Here is a 24,991-nt window from a genome sequence, read left to right on the forward strand (position 1 = left end):
CCATGAAGCGCCTCCCGCCTCCGCTGATCATGCTCGCCGCAGGTGCCGTGCAACGGGCGCTGCCCGCTCGTGACCGCTCGGCGCTGCGCAGCGCGGTCGCCGGTGGCCTCGTGGCCGCCTCCGGGGCGCTGGCCGGGTCGACGCTCCGGTCGTTCCGCCGCAAGGGCACGACGGTCGAACCGTTCCACCCCGGCCAGGCGAGCACGCTGGTGACCACCGGCTCCAACTCGGTGAGCCGCAACCCGATGTACGTCGGCCTGGCCGGCCTGCTCGTGGCCCACGCGGTGCACCGGGGCTCGTGGTCCGCGCTCCTCCCGGTCGCCGCGTTCGTCGCGGTCGTCGACGGCTACCAGGTGCGCTTCGAGGAGCGGGCGCTGCGGGAGAAGTTCGGGGCCGAGTACGACGCCTACTGCGAGCGCGTCCCCCGCTGGCTCGACGGGCGTTCGCTGCGTGCCCTTCGCGACCTCGCGGCGCGGTAGGACTCGTCGGTCACCCTCGCGTGTCGGCGGGCGCATCGGCGCCGGCCGCGACAGCCGACCACGCCGCGACCACGCCGCGACCGGGTCGGACACCGCGGGCCGCCAGCCCGTGACGTACGCGAAGCGGCTGCTGTCCAAGCGCTGCGACCGGGCGAAGACCGAGGCGGAAGGGCCGGCCAGCGGCCTCCCGGGCGTAGAGCACGCCGAGGCGCAGAGAGACGCCCGCTTCCAGATCTCCTCGGGACACCGCGTCGGCGACGAGGCGTTCACCCATGTACGCACTCGCGAGCACGGCGCTGGGCGCCAGTGGCGTCGACTCGTCGATCAGCTCGTCACCCCTGTCGACGTACGCGAAGGAGATCGACTCCATGACGGGCCGGCGGCCGTCGGTGCGGTGAAGCGCGAGCGCGAGGTTGGCGGTGGCCGCACGACGGAGCCGGTCGTTCGTCGCCCAGCTGCGACGGAACCGCGCGTCGGCGCCGACCGGGATGCGTGTGGCCAGGTGGATGACGGCCTCGCAGCCGGTGAGCGCGGTGTTGATCCCTCCCCTGATCCCTCCCCGGCTACAGCGCGGTCGCCACGGCACCCGTCTCGGCGGCGGTCTCGCCGGCCGCACGGGCGCAGCGCTCGGCGTCACGGGGCTGGCCCGCCTGGGCGAACATCCGTCCGGCCTCCTCGAGCAAGCGGTGTGCCGTCTGCCGGTCACCCTCGGCGGCGACGACGTGGGCGCGGGCCTCCGTGGTCGCGGCCTGCCAGGCGGTGCCCGGCCACACCGCGGTCGAGTGCTCGGCGTCGGCCAGGTGCCGGCGAGCGGCCTCGACGTCGCCGACGTCGGCGCAGGCGATGGTCGCCGGCACCGCGAAGGTGACCGCGCAGAACTGGCACCGGTCCCGGTCCTCGTCGGTGGCGAGCTGGGCCGCGTCGACGACCGCACGCGCGGCCGCCGGGTCGGGTGCCGCCGCGATCATCGTGCCGTAGATCCGGTCGATCAGGTGCTGAGCGAGGGAGGTCCACCGCGCCAGCGGGACGGCCCGGTCGAGGAGCCGCCGGGCAGTGTCGCGGTCGCCGCGGGCCAGGTGCACCTCGGCGAGGCGCTGCAACGACAGCGCCTGCCCGGCCCGGGCGTCGGCGTCCGCGTGCAGGTCCACCGCCCGCTCCAGCTCCTCCTCGGCCGCGTCCAGGTCGCCGGACAGCAGGGCGGCCTCGCCGGCCAGCGCGTGGGCGAAGGCCACGCCGCGCAGCGACCCGGCGCGTTCGGCGCTGCGGCGGATCTGCTCGGCCAGCTTGCGCACCTCGGAGTACGGCGTCGGCCCGTAGAGCAGGTACTCCGCGACGCAGAGGTTGGCGTCGAACACGCCCGTGACGACGCGCGGCCCCTCGGAAGTGGAGCGCAGCTCGGCCTCCAGCCTCGAGTACCACTCCCCGCGCTGGTGGGCGATGAGCCCTTGGAGCGCCACCAGGTCGAGCAGCTCCCAGCTGTCGTGGGCGAGCGCGAGGAGCGCCCGCGCCTGGGCGGTCACCTGCGCCGCCGTGTCGACGTCCCCGCTCCAGAACGCCAGGTTGGCGCGTGCCAGCAGCAACGCTCCGTCGCCGGGACCGCCCTCCGGCTCCAACCCCTCCAGCGCCGCGGTCAAACTCCTGCCCTCAAACAAGCAGATCTTCGGCCTCCCGAAGGGCCGCAAGACCCGGGAGGTCCCGCTCCCCGACGCGGTCCTCGAAGCGATCAACCTCCACATGACGAAGTCGCCGCCGGTGGACGTGACCTTGCCCTGGGAAACAAGCACCGGCCGGCCCGTCACCGTCTCTCTGCTCATCCACTCGCGTGAGAAGAAGGCCCTCGGACGTAACTACTTCAACGCCTTTCTCTGGAAGCCGGCGCTGATCGCCGTCGACGTCGAGCCGATCCGGGCGAATGGGTGCCACGCGCTCCGTCACTTCTTCGCCAGCACCGCCCTGCACGAAGGCGAGTCGATCAAGGCCCTCAGCGAGTACCTGGGCCACGCTGACCCGGGCTTCACGCTCCGCACTTACACCCACCTCATCGAGGACGGCGCCGAGCGAACCAAGCGCGCCGTCGATGCGGTGTTCGGACACTCCACGCCGGCAAGTGAACAGGTCGATCCCGCCTCGAGCGACCCTGACGAGCCGGTCGTCCCGAGCGACGAGGATGGGGACGATGACGAGGACTGATGCGCGTGTGCCCCAGGTTTCCCGTATGCCAAACTCGCGCCGCGAGCGCCGGAGCGAACCCAAGGGAGAGTGATCGGCGCGTGGCCCCGTTGTGTCCTCAGCCACCGAAGTTTGGGAGTTTGCGCAGGTCAGCAGGCAAGTGAGATCACTACTTACGACATCTGACCTCCGCCGGCCGAGCCCGCCGGTCGGGCTCGTCGAGACCCAGGCCCCCGTCCCGCTCAGGGACGGGGGCCATGTCTGTGCGACGGAGCGACCGTCGAACATGCAGCCAGCTCCGGATCAGCGCCGCTCCAGGCGTGCGACGCACCCCGGAGCGCCCCAGCTGCATGTTCGAAGGGCGAGGATCGCGCGGCGTTGGCCTCGAGCTTCACGCCGCTGGCCTTGACGTTCTCGGTGACCTGCTCGGGCCGGGTCGCGCCGATGATCGCGGCCGACACGTTCGGGTTCTGCAGCGTCCAGGCCACCGCGAGCTGGGCCAGCGAGAGCCCGGCCTCCTCCGCGATCGGCTTGAGCTGCTGCACGCGCTCGAGCACGTCGTCCTGCAGCGTGGAGGCGCCCAGCTGCCGGGCAGCGAGCTCGCAGTGCAGCAGGTGCGCGAGCAGCATATTGCGCTGCGGGTGACCGGCCGCGGTGCAGCAGGTGCGCGAGCAGCATGGTGCGCTGCGGGTGGCCGGCCGCGGGGGTCATCAGCGGCACGAGGGCCCCGGCAGGGTCCCCGGGCTCACTCCGCCGGCGGCCGCCCGACGCTGAGCGCCACGCTCACGACCTGTTCCACCTCGATCCCCTCGGCCGCGCGCACGACGTCCTTCAGCGGGAGCAGGTAGCGCCCGTCCTTGGGGAACAGGGCCGTGGTGAACTCGGTGTCGTTGATGCGCACCATGACCGGAACCTGGCCCCAGTACTCCACGCCCTTGGCGGCGAACTTGATGTCGGCACTCTCGTCCTCGGGAATGGCGACGAAGTAGAACGGCGCGGGCCCTCGCCACTCGATGACGGGACCCTCGAACTCGAAGTCCATGAACACCATCTGGTCAGTATCTCCACCTGTGGCACAGTTCGGGCGACACCAGACGCCCAGAGCCGACCTGCCCCATCGAACGAGGAGCGCCGATGAGCACCGCCCCCTCTCCCACCCGCACTCCCTCCGTCGCCGTCATCGGCACCGGGTTCGGCGGCCTGGCAGCGGTCATCGAGCTCAAGCGGCGCGGTTACGAGGACATCGTGGTCCTCGAGAAGGCGAGCGACGTCGGCGGCGTCTGGCGCGACAACACCTACCCAGGTGCAGCCTGCGACGTGCCCTCACCGTTCTACTCCTACTCGTTCGAGCCCAACCCGCGCTGGCCGCACCGTTTCTCCCGGCAGCCGGCGATCCTCGACTACGTCCGGCAGGTCGCCGACAAGTACGACGTGCGCCGGCACTGCCGCTTCGACACCGAGGTGCTCGGCGCCCACTTCGACGACGCCACCGGCAGGTGGACCGTCGAGGTCGACAACGGCGACCCGGTCGTCGTCGACGTCCTGGTGTCCGCCGTGGGGCAGCTCTCCCGCCCGGCGTACCCGGAGATCCCCGGACGCGAGCGGTTCGAGGGGCCGGCCTTCCACTCGGCGCGCTGGGACCACGACGTGGACCTCGCCGGCAAGCGCGTCGCGGTGATCGGCACCGGTGCGAGCGCGGTGCAGTTCGTGCCGGAGATCCAGCCGCAGGTGGCGCAGCTGACGGTCTTCCAGCGCTCGGCGCCCTACCTCCTCCCCCGCCCCGATCGGGAGTTCTCGCCGCTGCACCACCGCGTGTTCGAGAAGGTCCCGGTGACCGAGCTGGCCGAGCGCGCCACGTGGTACGGCCTGGTCGAGGGCCTGAGCGTCGCCTGGGTCTACGCCAAGCCGCTGGCCGCCGCGATCCGCGCGTGGTCCAAGCGGCACATGCGCAAGCAGACCGAAGGCAAGCCCGGGCTCTTCGAGAAGGTGTGGCCCGACTACCCCGTGGGCTGCAAGCGGATCCTGTTCTCCCACGACTACCTGCCGGCCCTGGTCCAGGACAACGTCGACCTGGTGACCGAGCCGATCAGCGAGATCACACCGCGAGGCGTCCGCACCGCCGACGGCGTCGAGCACGAGGCAGACGTGATCGTCTGGGGCACCGGCTTCAAGGCCACCGAGTTCCTCGCCCCGATGACGATCACCGGCTCGGGTGGCTGCCGGCTCGCCGACGAGTGGTCCGGCGGCGCGCACGCCTACTACGGCATGACCGTGCCGGGGTTCCCGAACCTGCTGGTGATGTACGGCCCCAACACCAACACCGGCGGCGGGTCGATCATCTACTTCCTCGAGGCCCAGGCGAAGTACCTCGGCGACTTCGTGGACCACCTGGCCCGGACCGGCGCCGCCCTCGCGGTGCGCCCCGAGGTCGAGGCCGCCTACGACGAGCGGATCCAGGCCCGGCTCTCCGGCAGCGTCTGGAGTGCCTGCAGCTCCTGGTACCGGCAGGCCGACGGCCGGATCACCACGAACTGGCCCACGCTGGGGATCGAGTACAAGGCCCAGGCCAGGTTCGACCCGGCCGACTACACCGTGGCCGGGTAGTCAGCAGCTCTCGGTCTCCTTGGCGCGGCACACGTCGTCGCCCGGACCCCCCTCGGCCTCGTCGTGGCCGAGCCCACCGAGCAGCCGGTCGTCGCCGTGGTCGCCCTCGAGCTCGTCGTTGCCCCGGTTGCCGTAGATCCTGTCGTTGCCGGCATCGCCCTCGAGGTCGTCGGCACCGAGGTTGCCGCAGATGACGTCGTTGCCGCCGCGTCCCTCGATCTCGTCGTTCCCGGCACGTCCGACGATCACGTCTCGACCAGCGGTGCCCTCGATCTCGTCCGGACCCGCCGTGCCGACGATGGTGGCGACGGAGCCGCCGCACCTCGGCGGCGCCGCGGCGACGCCTGCCGTGGTGAATGCGCCGAGCACAGCAGGCACGGTCACCGCGGCGGCCGTGGCCGTCAGGGCCAGTGTCGTCCTCAACCGCATGGTGTTCCTCCTTCACCTACGTAGGGCAGTTCGAACCCGCGCGGGAGCCAGGCGCGGTGCGACGAGTACGCCGAGCACGGCGGTCAACCAGTACCGGAACATCGCGTAGACCAGCACCCCAGCACTGCCTGCAACGGGTCGACCCCGAACGCCGTCAGGACGGCCACGGTGAGCGCCTCGCCGACCACCGGCATCCCGGCGACACCGAGCAGGGCCAGCACGACCCGGGTGCCCGACAGGGCGGTCGCGACCACCGCGAACCCCCAGGTGGGCCCGAAGGCGTGGGCGGCGGAGGCCAGCGCCACCACCGCGGCCATCTCGGCAGCGGTCGTCGCCGCGAGCACGGCCGTGGACCGTCCCGGGACCGCGCGTGCGGTGCGTGCCCCGTGCAGCAGCACCTCGCGCACCGAGCTCCTCATCCACATGCCACGAGCCCGGAGGTCGGGCCGTTCCGGGTCCTCGAAGGCCCAGCGGCGGAGCACGACGCCTCGCGCGAACAGCCCGCCCACCACCGCCGCGAGCGCGGTCCCCACGAGCGCCGGCACCGGAGCACCGAGCTCGAGGGTCAGCGCACCCCGCCACCAGTCGAAGCCGAGCCCCACTCCGGCGACCAGCACCCCGGCTGCCAGCTCGGCGACCAGCAGCAGGTCGACAGCCCGTCGCGGGTCGGCCCCACGCACCCCGCAGCTGCGGACATAGCGGTCCAGGTGGTCGTGCCGGGCCGTCGGTCCGCCGACGAGCTGCACCGCACTGGCCACCGCGGTCGCGAGCGCCGAGCGGCCCACGGCGATCCGTCGGCGGACCGCCTGCCGCAGTGCGAGCCCGAGCAGGAGGGGTACGGCGGCGTAGAAGGCGGCCGCGATCCCCACCCACCGCCACCGGGCGTCCGCCAGCGCAGTGCCGACCTCACCGAAGCCGACCAGCCCCAGCAGGAACGCGTAGCCCGCCAGCCCCACCGTGGCCGGGAGCCACAGCCGGCGCGGCCGGAGCAGGCCACTGGCCGCCTCCGGACCACCGCCGGCCACCGCCCGGACCGCGCCGAGCAGACCGGGGCGACGGCGTACCTCGCGCCGGGTGCGCGCCGACAGGGCGAACAGCTCCAGGCCGGGCAGCGCGCGTGCCATCGCGTCCTCGCCGAGGACGCGCAGCGCCGGGCCGACCGCCCGCTGAGGACCCACGAGCACCGACAGCGAGGCGACCAGCTCGGAGACGTCGCCGTCGACGTCCTCGGCCGACGCGCCCACGACGGCGTCGCCGAAGTCCAGCAGCCACGGGTCACCGGCCCGGTCCACCAGGACGTTGGCGCGGACCAGGTCCCGGTGCGCGATACCGGCGGCGTGCAGCCGGCAGACCTCTCGCCACACCGACTCGAGCAGGGCCTCGGAGACGTCGTCCGGATCGGCGGCGGCCAGGTCGTGGCCGTCGACCTCGCTGAGCACCACGACCGCGCCGGTGCGGTCTCCCCGGGCGAGCACCACCTCGGGCACCCGCACCCCCGCGTTGCGTGCCGCCATCGTCACGGCGGCCTCGTGGTCGGCGGCCTCCGGGAGCGGCACCATCGCCGAGATCTGCCGGCGTTCGGCCGAGGCGAGCAGGCGCATCGCCCGCAGCAGCAGGTCGTTGCGCCTCGGGTCGGGGTCCAGGACCTTGACGAACAGCCGCCCACCGGAGGTGGTGCGGACCCGGAAACGGGTGCGAGACCTCGGCGAACCCCTCGAGCGACTCGGCGTGCACGACGGGCACCCCCAACCGAGTCAGGATCGCGGCGACCTCCTCCGGCGTCCGACGCGCGCGGCTGGTCCCCACCAGCAGGTGTACGGCGGTGCCCACGAACCATCCGACCCGCGGCGCCACCGACCACGTCCAGGGGAAGGTGGACACCGCTGTAGATCCGGGCGAAGCCGACCAGCGCGGCCAGCGTCCACACCAGCCGGCGCCAGGGTCGTGACAGGTACGGTGCGGCGGCGGCTGCCATCGCCGTGGCCACTGCGGTGTGCCCGGAGACGAAGCCCGGCCCGCCGCTGGACCACTCCCGCGGCAGGTCGCCGAGGAACTCTGCCGGCCGCGGCCGCTCGATCAGCAGCTTCAGCAGCTGAGCGGTCAGCCAGGCGGCGATGCCGGCAGCCGCGATGCTGAGGCCGAGCCGGATCCGTCCCAGGACCAGGACCACCAGGACGCCGACGGCCAGCGGGGTCCACCGTCCGCCCAGCTGCTCGACGAGGTGCACCGGGGACAGCAGCCACGGGGGCAGGTCGTTGACCAGCCGGAAGACGTCGCGCTCGAACAGCGAGAGCCGGTCACGCTGGATCGCGAGCACGGTGAGGGTGAAGAGCACGGTGGCGATCGCGAGCCGGAGAAGGTCTCCGGCCCGCTCCGCCGCCTCCACCTCGCTCCAGCGCGTCGTCGCCGTCGACCGCGTCGTCCGCACCCTCCCAGCCAACGCCCTGTGCGTCGCGTGTGCCAGGGGCTTTGGCCCCACCTGGGGGCGAAACCCTGGGGTGCCCCGGCGCGCATCCTGGGGGACAAACCGCCCTAACGGCGCCCCATCGCGCAGCCGCGCTTCTTATGATCGGGCTCGGCCGGCCCGTCGAGGGGACGGCGGGGCTGGCCTCTCCGGGCAATCCCCGCCGCGGGCCGGCCCACACTCCTCAGCCCCAGAAGACGCGGTCCACCACGGCCCGCGCGCGACGGGTGACACGCAGGTAGTCGTTGACGAGCTCGTCCGACTCCCCGGGGCCGTAGCCGCACAGGTGCGCCACCGCGGCCTTCTCCCGGGTGTCGCGTGGCAGCGAGTCCGAGGCCCGGCCGCGCACGAGCATGATCGTGTTCCGCAGCCGGCTGGCCATCGACCAGGCCTGCTCGAGCGCGTCGGCGTCCTCGCGAGCGATCAGATCGGCCTCGACCGCGGCGTGCAACGCATCCACGGTGCGCGTCGTACGCAGCCCGAGGACTCGACCGGAGTGCTGCATCTGCAGCAGCTGCACGGTCCACTCCACGTCCGCCAGGCCCCCGCGGCCGAGCTTGAGGTGGGTCGCCGGGTCGGCCCCGCGGGGCAGCCGCTCCTCGTCGACGCGGGCCTTGATCCGGCGTACCTCCCGGATCTCCGCCGCGCCGATCCCGTCGGCCGGGAACCGCAGCGGGTCGATCAGCTCGGTGAACCGGGCGCACAGCTCCCGGTCGCCCACCGTCGCCTCGGCGCGCAGCAGCGCCTGTGCCTCCCAGACCGCCGACCACTTCGCGTAGTAGGCGGCGTAGGAATCGAGAGAACGCACCAACGCGCCCTGCCGACCCTCGGGACGCAGCGCGGTGTCGATGTCGAGCGCGGGGTCGTTGCCGGGCAGGGCGAGCAGCCGGGTCAGCTCGTTGACGACGTCACGCGCGGCGGTGGCTGCCTCTTCCGGCGCGGCACCGGGAAGCGGGTCGTGCACGAACATCACGTCGGCGTCGCTGCCGAAGCCGAGCTCGTGGCCACCGAAGCGACCCATGGCCACGATCGCCAGCCGGGTCGGGAGCCGGCCACCGCGCTCGGCTTCGACGGCCCGGGTGGCGACGGCGAGCGCGGCCTCGAGGGTCGCCGCGGTGAGGTCGGTCAGGGCAATGCCGATCTCGGCGACCTCGAGCGAGCCGACCAGCTGCGCCACGGCGATCCGGAACAGCTCGCGCCGGCGGACCGCGCGGACCACGGTGATCGCCTCCACCGGGTCCGGCTGCCGCTCGGCCCCGGCGAACATCTCCTTCTCCAGGGCCTCCCGGCCCAGCGGAACCAGCCCCCGGTCCTTGCTGAGCAGCGCCACCCCTTCCGGCTCGCGCTGCAGCAGGTCGGTGGCGTAGCGGCTCGAGGCGAGGATCAGCGCGAGCCGCATCGCGACCTCGCCCTCGTCGCGGAGCAGCCGGAGGTACCACGGTGTCGACCCGAGGGTCTCGGAGATCTTCCGGAAGCCGAGCAGGCCCGCGTCCGGGTCGGGGGCGTCGGCGAACCACTCGAGCATCGCCGGCAACAGGGTGCGCTGGATCGCCGCGGAGCGGGAGACCCCGCTGGTGAGCGCCTCCAGGTGCCGCAGCGCCTGCTCCGGGTCGAGGTAGCCCAGCGCGGCCAGCCGCTGCTTCGCCGCCTTCGGCGACAGCCGGGCCTCCTCGCCCGGCAGCTTGGCGACCGCCGCCAGCAGCGGCCGGTAGAAGAGCTTCTCGTGGAGCCGGCGCACCTCCTTGCCGTGCTGGCGCCACTGCCGGTCGAGCTCCTCGACCGGCTTCTTGCGGAACCCCATCGCCCGCGCGAGTGACCGCAAGGTCTCCTCGTCCTCGGGCAGGACGTGGGTCCGGCGCAGGTGGGACAGCTGCATCCGGTGCTCGAGGGTGCGCAGGAACCGGTAGGCGTCGTCGAGCGCGGCGCCGTCCTCGCGTCCGACGTAACCGCCTCGGGTCAGCTCGGCGAGGGCGCTGAGGGTGGTGGGCGGGCGTACGGCGGGGTCGGTGCGGCCGTGCACCATCTGCAGCAGCTGGACTGCGAACTCGACGTCGCGCAGACCGCCGGAGCCGAGCTTGATCTGCCGTTCGGCGTGGTGGGCCGGAATGTGCTCGACCACGCGCCGGCGCATCGCCTGCACGTCGGTGACGAACCCCTCGCGCTCGGCGGCGGTCCACACCATCGGCGTGATGCGCTCGTGGTACTCCCGACCGAGGGCGAGGTCACCGGCGACCGGACGGGCCTTGAGCAGCGCCTGGAACTCCCAGGTCTTCGCCCACCGCTCGTAGTAGCCCTGGTGGCTGCTCAGCGTGCGGACCAGCGGACCGGCCTTGCCCTCCGGACGAAGCGCGGCGTCGACCGGCCAGATCGTGCCCTCGGCGGTGTGCTCGGAGCAGATCTTGATCAGGTTCGAGGCCAGCTGGGTGGCCGCGCGGAGCGCCTGGGTCTCGTCGGCGCCGTCGGTGGGCTCAGCCACGAAGACCACGTCGACGTCGCTGACGTAGTTCAGCTCGTGTCCGCCGCACTTGCCCATCGCGACCACGGCGAGCCGACACGTCTCGGCCGCCTCCCCCACCCGGGTCCGGGCGATCGCCAGCGCAGCCTCGAGGGTGCCGGCGGCGAGGTCGGACAGCTCCGCGGCCACGTCGTCGACACCGACGCCGTGGGCGAGGTCGCGCGAGGCCAGCCGGAGCAGCAGCCGGCGATACTCCACCCGCAGGGCGTCGACGGCGGCCGCGTCCTCCAGCCCGCTCACCGGTGTCGCTGCCTGGGGGTCGGCGCCCACCGCCTGCAGGAGCGCCTCGCGGATCACGAACGCCGGGGCCCGCGTCGCGCCGAGGAGGGGGTCGGCCAGCTCCTGCCAGTGCTCGGGGTGGCGCAGCAGGTGGTCGCCGAGCGCGGAGCTCGCACCGAGCACCTGCAGCAGCCGCATGGCCAGGCCCTCGTCGTCGCACAGTGCCTCGACGAGCCGGCCGCCCTCGCCGGTCGCGTCCGCCAGGTCGGCGAGGTAGGCCACTGCCTGGTCGGGGTCGGCGGCGGCGCCGATCAGGTAGACCAGCTCGTCGGCGCCGTGGCCGATCTGCAGCAGCCGCTCGACCGTCGCGTCGGGATCGCGGAAGCCCAGCCTGGCGAGCGTTCCGGTCGTCGTCGTGATCCGGCGGCCCTTCACCACGAGGCGGCCACCACCCTGGTCATCGCGGCGAAGGTGTGAGCCAGCGGCCGCCAGGACTCGCGCAGCCCGTCGTGGGCGGCCGCGACCTGCGCCAGACGCTCGTCGACGTCGATCCCCTTCTCGGCCGCCGACGCCCGGTCGCTGTCCGCCCACGGGGCGACGATCTCCTCCCCCGCCTCGGGATGCCACTGCACGCCCCACACGGTCGGCGCGAACCGTGCCGCCTGCACCTCGGCCTCCGGCGTCGCGGCCAGCACGACCGCGCCCGGCGGCACGTCGCCGACCACGTCGTTGTTCCACTGCACCGCCGCGCGCGCACCCCTCACCGGGCCGAGCAGCGGGTCCTCCTTCGCCGCGGACCACCAGCCCACGTCGAGCACGCCGATCTGCGGGCCACGCGGGTTCTGGTGCACCGACCCGCCGAGCGCGAGCGCGGCGAGCTGGTGGCCGAGACAGATCCCGAGTGCCGGCACCCCGTCCCGCGCCGCGAGGGTCAGCAGCCGTCGAGTGGCCGGCAACCACGGGTGCTCCTCGTCCGCGTCGGCGTCCATCGGGCCGCCGAGCACCAGCAGGCTCCGGTGCCGGTCGAGCCCGTCGGGCAGCTCGTCGCCGGCGTACGGCCGTCGTACGTCGAGCACGCAACCGGCCTCCTCGAGCCACTCCCCCACCCAGCCGGGCGGGCACTGAGCCGCGTGCTCGACGACCAGGACCGGTTGCTGTGTCACGATCGCGAGGCTACCGCTGCCCGGTCAGATGACGGGCAGCATCAGGTCGCGCTCGAAAGCCGAGACCTGACCTCGGTAGGCCTCCCACTCCGCGCGCTTGTTGCGCAGGAAGAAGTCGTAGACGTGCTCGCCGAGCGTCTCGGCGAGCAGCTCGCTGTTCTCCATGACGTTGATCGCCTCGTAGAGGGTCTTCGGCAGCGGGTCGATGCCCAGCGACTTGCGCTCGCGGTCGTTGAGCGACCAGACGTCGTCCTCGGCCTCGGGCGGGAGCTCGTAGCCCTCCTCGATGCCCTTCAGGCCGGCGCCGAGGATCACCGCGAACGCCAGGTAGGGGTTGCACGCCGCGTCGAGGGTGCGCAGCTCGATGCGCGTCGACTGACCCTTGTGCGGCTTGTACATCGGCACCCGCACCATCGCGGAGCGGTTGTTGTGGCCCCAGCAGATGTAGGCCGGCGCCTCGCCGCCGCCGATCAGCCGCTTGTAGGAGTTGACCCACTGGTTGGTGATCGCGGTGATCTCCGCGGCGTGCGTGAGGATGCCGGCGATGAACCGGCGGCCGGTCTGCGACAGCTGGTACTCCGACCCGGCGGAGAAGAAGGCGTTCTTGTCGCCCTCGAACAGCGACACGTGCGTGTGCATCCCCGAGCCCGGGTGCGTGGTGAACGGCTTGGGCATGAACGTCGCCCAGATCCCCTGGGACAGCGCTACCTCCCGGACCACGGTCCGGAAGGTCATGATGTTGTCGGCCGTGGAGAGAGCGTCGGCGTATCGCAGGTCGATCTCCTGCTGCCCCGGGCCGCCCTCGTGGTGGCTGAACTCCACGGAGATGCCCATCGCCTCGAGCATCGTGATCGCCTCGCGGCGGAAGTCGGCGCCCGAGCTCTGCGCTGTGTGGTCGAAGTAGCCGCTGCGGTCCACCGGCACCGGCTCCACGCCGGGCTCGGGCTGGTCCTTGAAGAGGTAGAACTCGATCTCGGGGTGGGTGTAGAAGGTGAACCCGCTCTCGGCGGCCTTCGCCAGGGTGCGCTTGAGCACGAACCGCGGGTCGGCGTACGACGGCGAGCCGTCGGGCATCACGATGTCGCAGAACATCCGGGCCGTCGCGGGGCCCTCACCCCGCCAGGGCAGGATCTGGAAGGTGGTCGGGTCCGGCTTGGCGAGCATGTCGGCCTCGTAGACCCGGGCGAACCCCTCGATCGCGGAGCCGTCGAAGCCGATCCCCTCCGCGAACGCGCCCTCGAGCTCGGCCGGTGCGATCGCCACGGACTTCAGCGAGCCGAGCACGTCGGTGAACCACAGGCGCACGAAGCGCACGTCGCGCTCCTCGAGCGCCCGGAGAACGAAGTCTTCCTGCTTGCCCACGGGGCCTCCTGACTCATCGCGGCACGACGGGCCGCCCATTGCGCGCTCAGTGTGGCGAGGTCATGTTTCGGTGCTGTTAACGAGCGCTGTGGGGGACTGTCCGGACCCGTTACAACCTAACGGATCGGGTTACTGTGCACGTGTGCCCCAGCTGAGACTTGCCCTTGCCCAGGTGAACCCGACCGTCGGCGACCTGCCCGGCAACGCCGCGATCGTGCGCGAGTGGTCGCGCAAGGCCGACGAGGCAGGCGCCCACCTCGTCGCCTTCCCGGAGCTCGTGCTCAACGGCTACCCGGTCGAGGACCTCACCTTCCGCACCTCGTTCCTCGCCCGCACGAAGGAGACGCTGCAGGCACTCGCGGCCGACCTCGCCGCCGACGGTCTCGGCCACCTGGTCTGCGTGGTCGGGTTCATCGACACCGCCGAGAAGGCTGCCGACCGCCTCGGTGTGCCGAAGGGGTCCCCGCTCAACTCCGCCGCGGTGATCCACGACGGCCGGGTCGTCGCGACCTACAACAAGCACCACCTGCCCAACTACGGCGTGTTCGACGAGGCCCGCTACTTCGTGCCCGGGGACACCACGCAGGTGATCCGGGTGCACGGCGTCGACGTCGCGCTGAGCATCTGCGAGGACATCTGGCAGGACGGCCCGTCGGTCAACGCGCGCAAGGCGGGCGCAGGGTTGCTGCTGGTGCTCAACGGCTCGCCGTTCGAGGCGAAGAAGGACGATGCCCGTCTGGAGCTGGTGGCCTGTCGGGCCCGCGAGGCGGGCGCCCCGCTGGCGTACGTGAACATGGTCGGCGGCCAGGACGAGCTCGTGTACGACGGCGACTCGATCGTCGTGGACGCCGCCGGCGAGACCCTGGCCCGTGCGGCGCAGTTCGTCGAGGAGCTGCTCGTGGTCGACCTCGACCTTCCGCGGGCCACCGACGACCTGCCCGGCGAGGAGGAGAAGGAGGGTGGGCTGCGGGTCCGGCGTACCGTCATCAGCGAGGACCCGGTCCCCGCCTACGACCCGCAGCCGGGCACCCTCGCGGAGCGGATCCACGACCACGCCGAGGTCTACGAGGCGATCGTCGTCGGCCTGCGCGACTACGTTCGCAAGAACGGGTTCTCCAGCATCCTGCTGGGCATGTCCGGCGGCATCGACTCCACCCTGTGCGCTGCGATCGCCTGCGACGCGATCGGCGCCGAGAACGTCTACGGCGTCTCGAACCCCAGCGAGTACTCCAGCGAGCACTCCAGGACCGACGCCGCCGACCAGGCCGAGCGCACCGGGCTGAACTTCCGCACGGTCCCGATCGCCGGAATGGTCAACGCGTTCCAGGACGAGCTGAAGCTGACCGGGCTGGCGCTCGAGAACCTCCAGGCCCGGGTCCGTGCGGTCATCTGGATGGGCCTGTCCAACCAGGAGGGCCACCTGGTGCTCGCCTGCGGCAACAAGAGCGAGCTCGCCGTGGGGTACTCCACGATCTACGGCGACGCCGTCGGCGGCTTCGCCCCGATCAAGGACATCTGGAAGACCCAGGTGTGGGAGCTGGCCCGGTGGCGCAACGAGGAGGCCGAGCGGCGCGGCGAGACCCCGCCGATCCCGCCGAACACGATCAGCAAGGAGCCGAGCGCCGAGCTCGCCCCCGGTCAGCGCGACAGTGACTCGCTGCCGCCGTACGACCTCCTCGACGACATCCTCGACGACTACATCGAGAAGGACAGCGGCTCCGCCGAGCTGGTCGCGCACGGCTTCGATGCCGAGACCGTGGAGAAGGTGCTGCGGCTCGTGGACCGCGCGGAGTACAAGCGTCGTCAGTTCCCGCCCGGCCCGAAGATCTCGGTGCGCAACTTCGGCCGGGACCGGCGGCTGCCGATCACGAGCCGCTGGCGGGAAGTGGCGCAGCCCGGTTCGTGACCGCGTGACCGGCGCCACAGTGTCTCCCCCGGCGGCCGAGGACTAGCCTCGGAGGTGGTCCGGGGACTCCATCGGGGAGCCTCGAGAACACCACCGGAGGACGATCATGAGCGAGACCACCGCGCCGTACGGTTCGGGTCCGGCGCAGGGCACCGCACCGGTCAAGCGGGTACGCACCCACCACCTGCGCGAGATGAAGCAGCGCGGCGAGCGCTGGGCGATGCTCACCGCCTACGACCAGTACACCGCGCAGATCTTCGACGAGGCCGGCATCCCGGTGATGCTGGTCGGCGACTCCGCGTCCAACAACGTCTTCGGCAACGAGACCTCCCTGCCGGTGACCGTCGACGAGCTGATCCCGCTGGTGCGCGCGGTGACGCGCTCGGCCAGGCGTGCGCTGATCGTCGCGGACCTGCCGTTCGGCTCCTACCAGGCGTCGGCGGAGCAGGCCTTCCACACCGCGGTCCGGTTCATGAAGGAGGCGAACGCGCACGCGGTGAAGCTCGAGGGCGGCGAGGAGATGGTGCCGCAGGTCGAGCTGCTCACCCGGTCCGGGATCCCGGTCATGGCGCACATCGGCTTCACCCCGCAGTCGGAGCACAACCTCGGTGGGTACCGCGTGCAGGGCCGCGGCGACGCAGCCCAGCGGCTGGTCGCCGAGGCGAAGGCGCTCGAGGCCGCCGGAGCGTTCGCGATCGTCATGGAGATGGTCCCCGGTGACGTGGCCGCCGAGGTCACCGCGACGCTGTCGATCCCGACGGTCGGCATCGGCGCGGGCGTGCGTTGCGACGCGCAGGTGCTGGTCTGGCAGGACATGGCCGGGCTGCGCACCGGTCGGCTGCCGCGGTTCGTGAAGAAGTACGCCGACCTGCACGGCGTACTCCTCAAGGCCGCCCAGGACTACGCCGCCGACGTCGCAGCCGGCACCTTCCCCGCCGACGAGCACACGTTCTGAGGCGCGACGGTCAGCGGTTGAGCATCCCCGCGAACCACACCGCGGTGGCGACGAACGGCAGGGCCACCACCCGGTAGGGGCGGGTGGTGAACCAGGCGACCATGAGCGCGAACAGGACCAGCCACACCAGCGGCAGGACCACCAGCGTGACCACGTCGGGCAGCACGATCGCCGACCACGCGTAGAGGAACAGCGTGGTGGCCATGCCGGCCGCCCCGATGAACGGTCCGGACTGGGCCAGGTTCAGCTTCACGCGGGGACGGGACCGCGCGGCGCGGTCACTCCTCCTCCTCGTCGTCGTCCTTCCAGCGAGGGTCGTTGTCCCACTCCTCGTTGCGCTCCTCGACGTGCTCGAGCGCGCGTGCCGCCTCCGCCTCGGTCGGGTAGGGCCCGAGCCGGTCCGCGTTCTTGCAGCCCTCCCGGCCCTCGACGCGATGGTGCTTGAGGCAGTACCAGTACTCGGCTTCCATGCCAGGGCTCCTGTTCTGGGTCGACGGACGCGCACATGGTGTCCCGCGACTCAGAAACTACACTCGTCCTCGTGACTCCCATCGCCCCCGCGACGATCTCGCCCCGCCGACCGGTCCCGCCGCACATCCCGCGGCCGGAGTACGTCGACCGCGACGCCCCCGCGCCGTTCACCGGCTCGGAGGTCAAGGACGCCGAGACCATCGAGCGGATGCGCGTGGCTGGCCGGCTCGCGGCGCAGGCGCTGCAGCTCGTCGGCAAGCACGTCGCACCCGGCGTCACCACCGACGAGCTCGACCGGATCGGTCACGAGTTCCTGGTCGACAACGGTGCCTACCCGTCGACGCTGGGCTACCGCGGCTTCCCGAAGTCGCTGTGCACCAGCGTCAACGAGGTGATCTGCCACGGCATCCCCGACAGCCGGGTGATCGAGGACGGCGACATCGTCAACATCGACATCACCGCCTACATCGACGGGGTGCACGGCGACACCAACGCGACCTTCCTCGCCGGCGACGTCGACGAGGAGAGCCGGCTGCTCGTCGAGCGCACCGAGGAGTCGCTGCGCCGGGCGATCAAGGCAGTCAAGCCGGGCCGCCAGGTCAACGTGATCGGCCGCGTGATCGAGTCCTACGCCAAGCGGTTCGGCTACGGCGTGGTCCGCGACTTCACCGGGCACGGCATCGGCACGCACTTCCACTCCGGGCTGATCATCCCCCACTACGACGAGCCGGCCTACAACACCGTGATCGAGAAGGGGATGACCTTCACGATCGAGCCGATGCTGTGCCTGGGCACCTACCAGTGGGACATGTGGGACGACAACTGGACGGTCGTCACCAAGGACAAGCGTCCCAGCGCGCAGTTCGAGCACACCCTGCTCGTCACCGACGACGGCGCGGAGATCCTCACCCTCCCCTGAGGGGTCGGCTGCTACCGCAGGTCGTCGTACGACGAGCCGCCGGACTCGGCCATCCGACGCTCCACGCGCAGCACCCCGGCCTCGTGCTCGGGGTCGCCGGACATCGCGGCGGCGAGCCGCATGTGCGGGAGCGCGTCGGAGTAGCGCGACTGCCGCTCCAGCACGCGGCCGAGCGCGAACCGCGCCCACACGTCGGTCGGCGCCTGCTCCACCAACACGGCGAGCTCGCTCTCTGCCTTGCCGAGCTGGGCGGTCTGGAAGTACGCCCACGCGCGCAGCGTCCGCAGGCTCGTCGAGGAGGGCTCGGTCTCGATCGCCGGGTCGAGGATCTCGATGGCCTGCTTGGGAGAGCGGTCCTCGAGCAGCTCCCACGCACGGTGGTAGACGTCGGCGGGGTGGTTGACCCGGCCCGGCATCTCGAACGTCATCGTGGTGCTCCCTTCGCTCCCGCGCTCTGGACACAACGACCGGTCACGGCCGGACATTCCCGGCGCTTGAACGGATGAGCCGGCCTGTAGGCCGGGTTCTGTTCCCGGGCATCTCACGATGCCCGATCGGCGACCATCCATCTAGGGCTGCCGTTGCCGACAGCCTCGTGCGGTCTACCCGCGGACTCGGGCGGGCCGCCCTCGATCGTCCGCGCAGGTGGTGGCCTTCCGGCCGCCACCCTCTCTTGACCTTGCTCCAGGTGGGGTTTACCGAGCCGCACCGGTCACCCGGCACGCTGGTGGTCTCTTACACCACCCTTTCACCCTTACCGCCCGTGTCCGAGGACACGAGCGGCGGTCTGCTCTCTGTGGCACTGTCCCGCGGGTCACCCCGGGTGGGTGTTACCCACCACCTCGCCCTGTGGAGCCCGGACCTTCCTCGGGGGGCTTGCGCCCCACGCGGCCGCCCGGCCGGCTCATCCGGGTCAAGGATAGCCCTCAGGCGAGCTCGAAACGCACGCTCCGGCTCGCCGGGTCGGCCTGCGCCAGCCGGACGGTCACCTCGGTGCCGAGCGGCAGCTCCCGCGTCCCCGTGACCGGCGCCTCGATCGCCGGGTCCTGGACGACCACCTCGCCCTTGCGCGGGTCGTCGCCGTCCACCGAGACGACGACCCCGGCGAAGGTCCGGCCGACCGAGTGCCGCAGCACCTCGGCCTCGACGAGGTTCAGGATCGCGTTCTCGTACTGGTTGGCTCGCTGGCCCGAGGTCTGCATCGTGGCCGGCAGCTCGGCGAGCTTTGCCAGGACCCAGTCGGGCACGTCGGTGCCCGCGCACAGCGCGACACAGATCTCGGCGGCGTAGCGGTCCACGAGTCGTCGGAGCGGTGCGGTGACGTGGGCGTACTCCGAGGCGAGCGCCGAGTGCTCGGCCTGCTCCGGGACGGCGCCGTTGAACCCGACGTACCCCGAGCCGCGCAGCAGGCGAGTGCTGGCCACCACCATCGCGGCGTGCGCGGGCCGGGTCGGGTCCAGCGACCGGATGAAGTCGGGGTAGAGCTGCTCGGCCGGCCACTCGATGCCCAGGGCGCGCGCGGTGCGGTGCAGCCGCTGCACGTCGCGGGAGTCGGCCGGTGGCAGGGTGCGCAGCAGCCCGACCCGGGCGTAGATCATCAGGTCCGCAGCGGCCATGCCGGTGAGCAGCGAGATCTGGGCGTTCCACTCCTCCACCGGGTGCATGCTGCGGAAGGACAGCGACCACCGGTCGCCGTCGATGTCGATCTCTTGGGCCGGCAAGGGCAGCGAGACGCCGCCCCGCTCGGCCTCGCGGTGCCGGCGCAGCTCCCCCACCTCACGCAGCAGGCCGAACATCTCGTCGGCCCGCCCGGCGTCGACCTCCCGCTGCACCGACTCGTAGTCGAGCTTGGCTCGGCTGCGCACCATCGCCCGCTGCACCACGACGTCGGTGCCCTCGCCGGACTCGTCGACCTTGATCGTCCACAGCAGCGCGGGCCGCGCCTGGCCCGGGAGCAGCGAGGCGGCGTCCTCGGACAGCACGGTGGGGTGCAGCGGGATCTTCGAGTCGGCGCCGTACAACGTCTCACCGCGCCGGTTCGCCTCGACGTCGACCGGGTCCCCTGGCCGCACGAAGGCGGCGACGTCGGCGATCGCGTAGTGCACGACGTACCCGCTGCCCTCCCGCGCGATGTGCATCGCCTGGTCGAGGTCCTGCGCCGAGGCCGGGTCGATCGTGACCAGCGGCAGCTCGGTGCGGTCGAGGTCGGGCAGCCGCGGACTGCGCGCCGCCTCCTCGGCAGCGGCCAGCACCTCCGGCGGGAACTCCGGAGTCACGCCCAGCTCCGCGCGGATCGTCTCGACCCCCTTGCGCAGCTCGCTTCCGTCGGCGTGATGGACGCGGACGACGTGTCTCGTCACGGCGGGACTCCTCGCGGTCGGGGGCGACCCTGCTCAGCATAGGCTGGCGCGCGTGCTGATCCTGCTGCCGCCGTCCGAGGGCAAGACCGCTCCCCGCCGCGGGAGACCGCTCGACCTTGCCGCACTGAGCTTCCCCGCGCTCACCGAGGCCCGGTCGGAGGTGCTCGACGCGCTCGTCTCCCTGTGTACGACGGGCGGGGCCGACGCCGCGGGCGACGCAGGCAAGGCCGCCGAGGTGCTGGGCCTCGGCAAGACCCAGGCCGACGAGGTGGCCCGCAACGCCGAGCTGCGCACCGCGCCGACCGCGCGCGCCGACCAGGTCTACTCCGGGGTCCTCTACGAGGCCCTCGACCTCAGCCGGCTCGACGCGGCAGCCAAGAGGCGGGCGAGCGGGCGGCTGGCCGTCACGTCGGCGCTGTTCGGGCTGGTGCGTCCCGGCGACCGGATCCCGGCGTACCGGCTCTCGGGCACGGTGTCGCTGCCCGGGATCGGGCCCGTCGCGACGTACTGGAACAGCCGGCTCGGCGAGGCCGTCCAGGAAGCCGCCGGCCGCGGCCTCCTGGTCGACCTGCGCTCGTCGACGTACGCCTCGTTCTGGCGGCCCGACCCGGACATCGCCCGCCGCGTGGTCACCGCGCGGTTCCTGCACGAGGTCGACGGCACCCGCAAGGTGGTCTCGCACTTCAACAAGGCGACCAAGGGCCGGCTGGTCCGCAGCCTGCTCGAGGACGGCGGCAGCCCCGCCACCCCGGCCCGGTTCGCCGAGCAGCTGCGCGACCTCGGCTGGCACGTCGAGCTCGGCCCGGCCGGCCGGCAGGGCACCCAGCTCGACGTGCTGGTCAGCGAGCTCTGACCGGCACCGATGGGTCCTCCCCCACCTCGTCGGGGGGTCCGAGGACCGACGGAGGACCCTGACCCCGGCCGCGAGTGCTTCCTAGGGTGGGACCGGAGGGGTTCCCATGGGGGAGGTGCGGACCGCGTCCCTGCCCGCGACGACACGCGAGGCCCGGTTCACGGCGATGCTCGGCTACACCGCGGCCCTGGTGGGCTGGACGGTCCTGGTCGGCCTGCCCAGGCAGACGTTCACCGCGTTCGCGTGGATCTGGCTCGCGACCGTCGCATGGAACGCCGGGGCGCCGTGGCGCGTGCACCTGGCCTTTCCCCGGGACTGGGGTCTGCCGCTGCTGGTGCTGACGGTGTACCTCTACAGCCGGGGCCTGGCCGACGACCTCGGCCTCGCCGCGGTGCACCTGACCGAGCCCGTGGCGGCGGACCGGGCGCTGTTCGGCGGGGTGCTGCCGACCGAGTACCTCCAGGCCGCGCTGTGCGGGGTCCCGTGCGAGCGCAGCTCGCCGCCGGCCTGGTACGACGTCGTGCTGACCACCGTCTACTACTCGCACTTCTTCGTCGCGCTGACGACGGCAGCGGTGCTGTGGCTGCGCAACCGTGCCGCCTGGGTGCCCTACATGCGCCGCTACCTGACGCTTAACATCGTGGCGCTGGTGGTCTACCTCGCCTACCCGATGGCGCCACCGTGGCTGGCGGTCCGCGACGGCGCGGTCTCCCCCGGCGTCGCCCGGATCACCGGCCGCGGCTGGTACGACCTGCGTGACGTGGGCTGGCACGACCGGTTCTCCGCGGTGGGCAACCCGGTCGCGGCGATGCCGTCGCTGCACGCGGCGATCGCGCTGTTCGTCGCGCTCTACGCCATCTCCCGGTGGCGCAGCCGGTGGCGCTGGCTGCTCCTGCTCTACCCGACGGCCATGTCGTTCATGCTCGTGTACTACGCCGAGCACTACGTGGTCGACGTCCTCGCCGGTTTCGGCTGCGTCGGTCTCGTGCTCGCGGTGTGTGCGGCATGGGAGCGTCGGCGCCCGCGGGGATCACCGTGACCGCCGTACGCCGGGCACCGGGAGGTGCTAGGCGAACGACCAGCGCATCGTCATGACCGGGTCGTAGGTGCCCGGCGAGGGGTAGAGCCGCGAGGCCCGCTCACAGCCGGCGACGACGCTGCACCGGACCGCGGCGACGTACTTCCTCCCGACCGGCTGGAGCAGCAGCCGACGGTCGGACTCCCACTCGACGAAGCCGAGGAACATCGGTGCCCGGTAGGTGCGCAGGAGCGTGCCCTCGGCACGACGGACCTGCACCATCCGCGGCCCGATCCCGTCGGTGAGGATCGGCACGGTGACCATCCGGCTGCCGTCGGGCGAGAACAGCCAGGGCACGTCCCGGCACGAGCGCCACAGCACGACGTTCGGGCGGCTGAGCCGGACGGTCTTCTGGCACTCCTCCCACGCGACCGTGGGGTGAGGAACCCTGACCACCAGCCGGTCTGCGGCGATGTCGGCCGAGGCGGGGCGGGCGACGATCAGCCGCACCCGGTCCCGCGCCGGGTTCCACCAGTAGGTGCGGCTGTTCACACCGGTCACGACCATCCGGGTCACGCCGTAGTCGCTGACCTCGGCACCGTAGTCGGCGAACGTCCGGGTGCCCACCAGCTCGCCGGTGCGCGTGCGCACGACCCGGACCCGTGTCGCCGGCCGCACCGGGGTGGTCAGCGCCAGCCGGCTGCCGTCCGCGGACAGGGTCGGTGTGGTGTTCTGACCCAGCCGCTGCAGGATCTTCCTGCTGCCGTCGGCCCGGACCAGGTGCACGGTGTAGCTGTCGAAGTCCGCGTTGGCGGTCTCGACGACGTAGTCGTCGCCGACGGTGCCCAGCAGCCACGTGGCGGAGGCACCGGGCACCGAGACCGGGACCCGGACGTCGCCGTCGACGAGCACCTCCTCCTGCAGGTGCGGCAGCGGGGTGTCGGCTCCCCGCTCGAGCTGGGCCGGGTAGAGGGTGACCCCGTCGGGGTACCCGTCGTCCACGGCCGACGCGGCGACCGTGGCCGACGACAGCACCGCTGCGGGCGCGAGGACGAGAGCGGCGCTGAGGCCGGCGACAACAGACCTGAACATGGCTCCTCCCGGAGGTTCACCTCCAGTCTCGACCCGTCCCCGCCACGGGTGAACCGCCCAGTTGCATCGTCCGGCTCGGGACGTTGGGCACTGGGGTCGCCGACCTGGCCGGGCGTCACCGGCCGATGAAGGCGGTCTCCATCGGCCGGGCGTTGAACATCCGCAGGGACGCCGTACCGTCCTCGAACCACGAGATCACGGTGACCGACGCGGGAGCGAGCTCCATCTTGTAGACCGCGTCGAGCGGCGCACCGAGCGCCATCCGCACCAGCAGCTTGATCGGGGTCACGTGGGTCACCGCGAGCACCGCCTTGCCCGGATAGCTGCTCAGCAGCCGGTCGCGGGTGCGGCGCACCTTGGTGTCCATGTCCTTGAACGAGTCACCGGTGCCGCCGGGGGCGACGTCGAGCGAGCCGAGCCACGCGTCGAGGTCGTCGGGGTAGGCCTGCTGGACCTCGTGGAAGGTCAGTCCCTCCCAGGTGCCGAACGCGGCCTCGGCGAGCCCGTCCTCCACCTCGACCTCGTGGTTGAGACGCTCGGCGATGATCTGCGCGGTCTCCCGGGTACGCCGCAGCGGGGAGCTGAGCACGACGTCGATCTCGTCGCCGAGCGGGGCGAGCCAGTCCGCGACGGCACGCACCTGGGCCAGGCCGTCGGCGTTGAGCGAGGGGTCGTGGCCGCCGCGGCCGCTGAACCGCTTGTCGGTGGTGTGGTCGGTGGCGCCGTGCCGGACCAGCACCAGGGTCGTCGGGGAGCCGAGGTCCTTGCTCCAGCCGACCATCCGGGCGTCGGCGACGGGCTGCTCCTCCACGGGCACCTCCGCGGCGCGGGTGCGCCGGGTGGGTCGGCCGGTGGCCTCGTCGAGGGCACGGTTGAGCAGCGCGTCGGCGTCCTTGTTGCGCTCGCGCGGGATCCAGGTCCACACGGTGCCGAACGGCGCGAGCCGGTTGGCGGCCATCGCCAGCGGCTTCATGTCCGGGTGCTTGATCTTCCAGTTGCCCGACATCTGCTCGATGACGAGCTTGGAGTCCATCCGGACCTCGAGCTCGGCACCGGGCGCGTGCTCGTTGTAGAGCTCGAGCCCGGCGATCAGCCCGCGGTACTCCGCGACGTTGTTCGTGGCGACGCCGATGTGCTCGGCACGCTCGGCGATCACCGCGCCGGTCCGGGCGTCCTTCAGCACCGACCCGTAGGCCGCCTCACCGGGGTTGCCTCGCGAGCCGCCGTCGGCCTCGATGACGACGGAGGTCGGCCGCTCGACCATCAGATGCCGGACTCCGAGGTGCGCACCAGGATCCGGTTGCACTCCTCACAGCGGAGCACCTCGTCCGAGGGCGTCTTCGCGATGTCGGCGAGCTCGGAGGCGTTCAGCTGCAGGCTGCAGCCCCCGCAGCTGCGGGCCCGGAGCGCTGCTGCGCCCACCCCGCCCTTCTGCTCGCGCAGCCGGGTGTAGAGGTTCATCAGGTCCTCGGGCATGTCACCGGCGGTGACCTTGCGCTCGCCCGCGGTCGCGGCGAGCTGCTCCTCGATCTCGGCCCGGGCCTGGTCGAGTGCTGCCGTGGCGGTGGCGATCTGCTCGTCGAGCTCGGCGATCCGGGCGGTGAGCGAGTCGTGCCCGGACTGGGCCTTCTCGAGCTTCTCCATCACCTCCAGCTCGGCGTCCTCGAGCTCGGAGATCCGTCGCTCGAGCGAGACCAGCTCGCCCTGCATCCGCTCCAGGTCCTTCGGGTTGGTGATCAGCCCCTGGTCCATCCGGTCCTGGTCCCGCTTGCGCCTGGCCTTGACCTGCTCCACGTCGGCGTCGGCGCGCTTCTGCTCGCGGGTCAGGTCGTCGACGACGATCCGGGCGTCCCGGGCGGCGTTGTCGAGGTCGGTGCGCCGGGCGGTGAGCTCCTTGAGCTCGGCGATCTGCGGCAGCGTGGCGAGCCGGTGCCGGAGCTGGTCCTGCCGGGAGTCCAGCTCCTGGACGTCCAACAGCTTCAGCTGGGCGAAGGGGTCGGCTTTCACTCTGCT

The 24,991-nt window shown here is 72.1% G+C and carries 25 protein-coding genes and 1 other RNA gene; 8 read left to right on the forward strand and 18 right to left on the reverse strand.

Features of this window, described 5'->3' with window-relative positions:
* The first annotated feature begins 2 nt into the window (after positions 1-2).
* Positions 3-479, forward strand: a complete 477-nt coding sequence (locus ACYVIH_RS13730) for a methyltransferase family protein (protein ID WP_460870019.1) — start codon at positions 3-5, stop codon at positions 477-479.
* A gap of 10 nt (positions 480-489) precedes the next feature.
* Here ACYVIH_RS13730 and ACYVIH_RS13735 read toward each other — a convergent pair whose 3' ends face one another.
* Entirely contained in the window at positions 490-1,065 is a 576-nt protein-coding gene (locus tag ACYVIH_RS13735) for an NAD-dependent epimerase/dehydratase family protein (RefSeq protein ID WP_460870020.1), read from the reverse strand.
* Positions 1,043-2,113 carry a hypothetical protein gene (locus ACYVIH_RS13740; RefSeq protein ID WP_460870291.1) on the reverse strand — a complete coding sequence of 357 codons (1,071 nt, stop codon included), beginning with the start codon at positions 2,111-2,113 and terminating at the stop codon, positions 1,043-1,045. The genes ACYVIH_RS13735 and ACYVIH_RS13740 overlap by 23 nt, the downstream gene beginning before the upstream one ends.
* Between ACYVIH_RS13740 and ACYVIH_RS13745 the strand changes: the two genes are divergently transcribed.
* Entirely contained in the window at positions 2,010-2,669 is a 660-nt protein-coding gene (locus ACYVIH_RS13745; RefSeq protein ID WP_460870021.1) for a tyrosine-type recombinase/integrase, read from the forward strand. The two genes, ACYVIH_RS13740 and ACYVIH_RS13745, sit on opposite strands and share 104 nt — an antisense overlap.
* Before the next feature lie 221 nt (positions 2,670-2,890).
* Here the strand turns inward: ACYVIH_RS13745 and ACYVIH_RS13750 are convergent, their stop codons facing one another.
* Both ACYVIH_RS13750 and ACYVIH_RS13755 read right to left on the reverse strand, forming a co-directional pair.
* Positions 2,891-3,277 (reverse strand): aldo/keto reductase, encoded by a 387-nt coding sequence (locus ACYVIH_RS13750; protein WP_460870022.1) that lies wholly within the window; start codon positions 3,275-3,277, stop codon positions 2,891-2,893.
* A 116-nt stretch (positions 3,278-3,393) separates the two neighbouring features.
* Complete coding sequence (locus tag ACYVIH_RS13755; RefSeq protein WP_460870023.1) at positions 3,394-3,699, reverse strand: DUF1905 domain-containing protein; 306 nt, start codon at positions 3,697-3,699, stop codon at positions 3,394-3,396.
* Positions 3,700-3,782: 83 nt separating this feature from the next.
* Between ACYVIH_RS13755 and ACYVIH_RS13760 the strand changes: the two genes are divergently transcribed.
* A complete protein-coding gene (locus tag ACYVIH_RS13760; protein WP_460870024.1) occupies positions 3,783-5,252 on the forward strand; it encodes a flavin-containing monooxygenase in 1,470 nt (489 codons plus the stop codon).
* On the opposite strand, the gene ACYVIH_RS13765 is transcribed toward ACYVIH_RS13760, so the two are convergent.
* The 6 genes from ACYVIH_RS13765 to glnA form a co-directional block, all read right to left on the reverse strand.
* A complete protein-coding gene (locus ACYVIH_RS13765; protein WP_460870025.1) occupies positions 5,253-5,681 on the reverse strand; it encodes a calcium-binding protein in 429 nt (142 codons plus the stop codon).
* A gap of 83 nt (positions 5,682-5,764) precedes the next feature.
* Positions 5,765-7,282 (reverse strand): RIO1 family regulatory kinase/ATPase domain-containing protein, encoded by a 1,518-nt coding sequence (locus ACYVIH_RS13770; protein ID WP_460870026.1) that lies wholly within the window; start codon positions 7,280-7,282, stop codon positions 5,765-5,767.
* Positions 7,198-8,109 (reverse strand): phosphatase PAP2 family protein, encoded by a 912-nt coding sequence (locus tag ACYVIH_RS13775; RefSeq protein ID WP_460870027.1) that lies wholly within the window; start codon positions 8,107-8,109, stop codon positions 7,198-7,200. The genes ACYVIH_RS13770 and ACYVIH_RS13775 overlap by 85 nt, the downstream gene beginning before the upstream one ends.
* 220 nt (positions 8,110-8,329) lie before the next feature.
* A complete protein-coding gene (locus tag ACYVIH_RS13780) occupies positions 8,330-11,317 on the reverse strand; it encodes a bifunctional [glutamine synthetase] adenylyltransferase/[glutamine synthetase]-adenylyl-L-tyrosine phosphorylase (RefSeq protein WP_460870028.1) in 2,988 nt (995 codons plus the stop codon).
* Entirely contained in the window at positions 11,311-12,042 is a 732-nt protein-coding gene (locus ACYVIH_RS13785) for a type 1 glutamine amidotransferase (RefSeq protein WP_460870029.1), read from the reverse strand. The genes ACYVIH_RS13780 and ACYVIH_RS13785 overlap by 7 nt, the downstream gene beginning before the upstream one ends.
* Before the next feature lie 24 nt (positions 12,043-12,066).
* Positions 12,067-13,404, reverse strand: a complete 1,338-nt coding sequence (glnA, locus tag ACYVIH_RS13790; protein ID WP_460870030.1) for a type I glutamate--ammonia ligase — start codon at positions 13,402-13,404, stop codon at positions 12,067-12,069.
* A gap of 142 nt (positions 13,405-13,546) precedes the next feature.
* Between glnA and ACYVIH_RS13795 the strand changes: the two genes are divergently transcribed.
* Together ACYVIH_RS13795 and panB are read left to right on the forward strand one after the other, a co-directional pair.
* Positions 13,547-15,310 (forward strand): NAD+ synthase, encoded by a 1,764-nt coding sequence (locus tag ACYVIH_RS13795; RefSeq protein ID WP_460870031.1) that lies wholly within the window; start codon positions 13,547-13,549, stop codon positions 15,308-15,310.
* A 106-nt stretch (positions 15,311-15,416) separates the two neighbouring features.
* Entirely contained in the window at positions 15,417-16,265 is an 849-nt protein-coding gene (panB, locus tag ACYVIH_RS13800) for a 3-methyl-2-oxobutanoate hydroxymethyltransferase (protein WP_460870032.1), read from the forward strand.
* Positions 16,266-16,275: 10 nt separating this feature from the next.
* Here panB and ACYVIH_RS13805 read toward each other — a convergent pair whose 3' ends face one another.
* Both ACYVIH_RS13805 and ACYVIH_RS13810 read right to left on the reverse strand, forming a co-directional pair.
* Complete coding sequence (locus tag ACYVIH_RS13805) at positions 16,276-16,518, reverse strand: hypothetical protein (RefSeq protein WP_460870033.1); 243 nt, start codon at positions 16,516-16,518, stop codon at positions 16,276-16,278.
* 25 nt (positions 16,519-16,543) lie between these two features.
* Positions 16,544-16,735, reverse strand: coding sequence for a hypothetical protein (locus ACYVIH_RS13810; protein WP_460870034.1), 192 nt, complete (start codon positions 16,733-16,735; stop codon positions 16,544-16,546).
* A 71-nt stretch (positions 16,736-16,806) separates the two neighbouring features.
* Between ACYVIH_RS13810 and map the strand changes: the two genes are divergently transcribed.
* Positions 16,807-17,655 carry a type I methionyl aminopeptidase gene (gene map, locus ACYVIH_RS13815; protein ID WP_460870035.1) on the forward strand — a complete coding sequence of 283 codons (849 nt, stop codon included), beginning with the start codon at positions 16,807-16,809 and terminating at the stop codon, positions 17,653-17,655.
* An 11-nt stretch (positions 17,656-17,666) separates the two neighbouring features.
* Here the strand turns inward: map and ACYVIH_RS13820 are convergent, their stop codons facing one another.
* From ACYVIH_RS13820 to ACYVIH_RS13830, 3 genes are all read right to left on the reverse strand, one after another.
* The gene (locus ACYVIH_RS13820; protein ID WP_460870036.1) at positions 17,667-18,083 is read right to left on the reverse strand and encodes a tetratricopeptide repeat protein; all 417 of its coding nucleotides are present in this window, start codon (positions 18,081-18,083) and stop codon (positions 17,667-17,669) included.
* Positions 18,084-18,154: 71 nt separating this feature from the next.
* Positions 18,155-18,562, reverse strand: an RNA gene (gene rnpB / locus ACYVIH_RS13825) — RNase P RNA component class A.
* A 19-nt stretch (positions 18,563-18,581) separates the two neighbouring features.
* The gene (locus ACYVIH_RS13830) at positions 18,582-20,015 is read right to left on the reverse strand and encodes an RNB domain-containing ribonuclease (RefSeq protein ID WP_460870037.1); all 1,434 of its coding nucleotides are present in this window, start codon (positions 20,013-20,015) and stop codon (positions 18,582-18,584) included.
* 52 nt (positions 20,016-20,067) lie between these two features.
* Between ACYVIH_RS13830 and yaaA the strand changes: the two genes are divergently transcribed.
* Together yaaA and ACYVIH_RS13840 are read left to right on the forward strand one after the other, a co-directional pair.
* Positions 20,068-20,868 carry a peroxide stress protein YaaA gene (gene yaaA, locus ACYVIH_RS13835; RefSeq protein WP_460870038.1) on the forward strand — a complete coding sequence of 267 codons (801 nt, stop codon included), beginning with the start codon at positions 20,068-20,070 and terminating at the stop codon, positions 20,866-20,868.
* A 106-nt stretch (positions 20,869-20,974) separates the two neighbouring features.
* Positions 20,975-21,907, forward strand: a complete 933-nt coding sequence (locus ACYVIH_RS13840; RefSeq protein ID WP_460870039.1) for a phosphatase PAP2 family protein — start codon at positions 20,975-20,977, stop codon at positions 21,905-21,907.
* A gap of 27 nt (positions 21,908-21,934) precedes the next feature.
* Here ACYVIH_RS13840 and ACYVIH_RS13845 read toward each other — a convergent pair whose 3' ends face one another.
* From ACYVIH_RS13845 to ACYVIH_RS13855, 3 genes are all read right to left on the reverse strand, one after another.
* Positions 21,935-22,978: a hypothetical protein gene (locus ACYVIH_RS13845; protein ID WP_460870040.1), complete on the reverse strand. Its 1,044-nt coding sequence runs from the start codon at positions 22,976-22,978 to the stop codon at positions 21,935-21,937.
* Between the two features lie 115 nt (positions 22,979-23,093).
* Entirely contained in the window at positions 23,094-24,242 is a 1,149-nt protein-coding gene (locus ACYVIH_RS13850) for a bifunctional RNase H/acid phosphatase (protein ID WP_460870041.1), read from the reverse strand.
* Entirely contained in the window at positions 24,242-24,985 is a 744-nt protein-coding gene (locus ACYVIH_RS13855) for a zinc ribbon domain-containing protein (RefSeq protein WP_460870042.1), read from the reverse strand. Before ACYVIH_RS13855 ends, ACYVIH_RS13850 begins: the two co-directional genes overlap by 1 nt.
* Positions 24,986-24,991 lie beyond the last annotated feature (6 nt).

The sequence above is a fragment of the Nocardioides pakistanensis genome, from assembly GCF_054781215.1.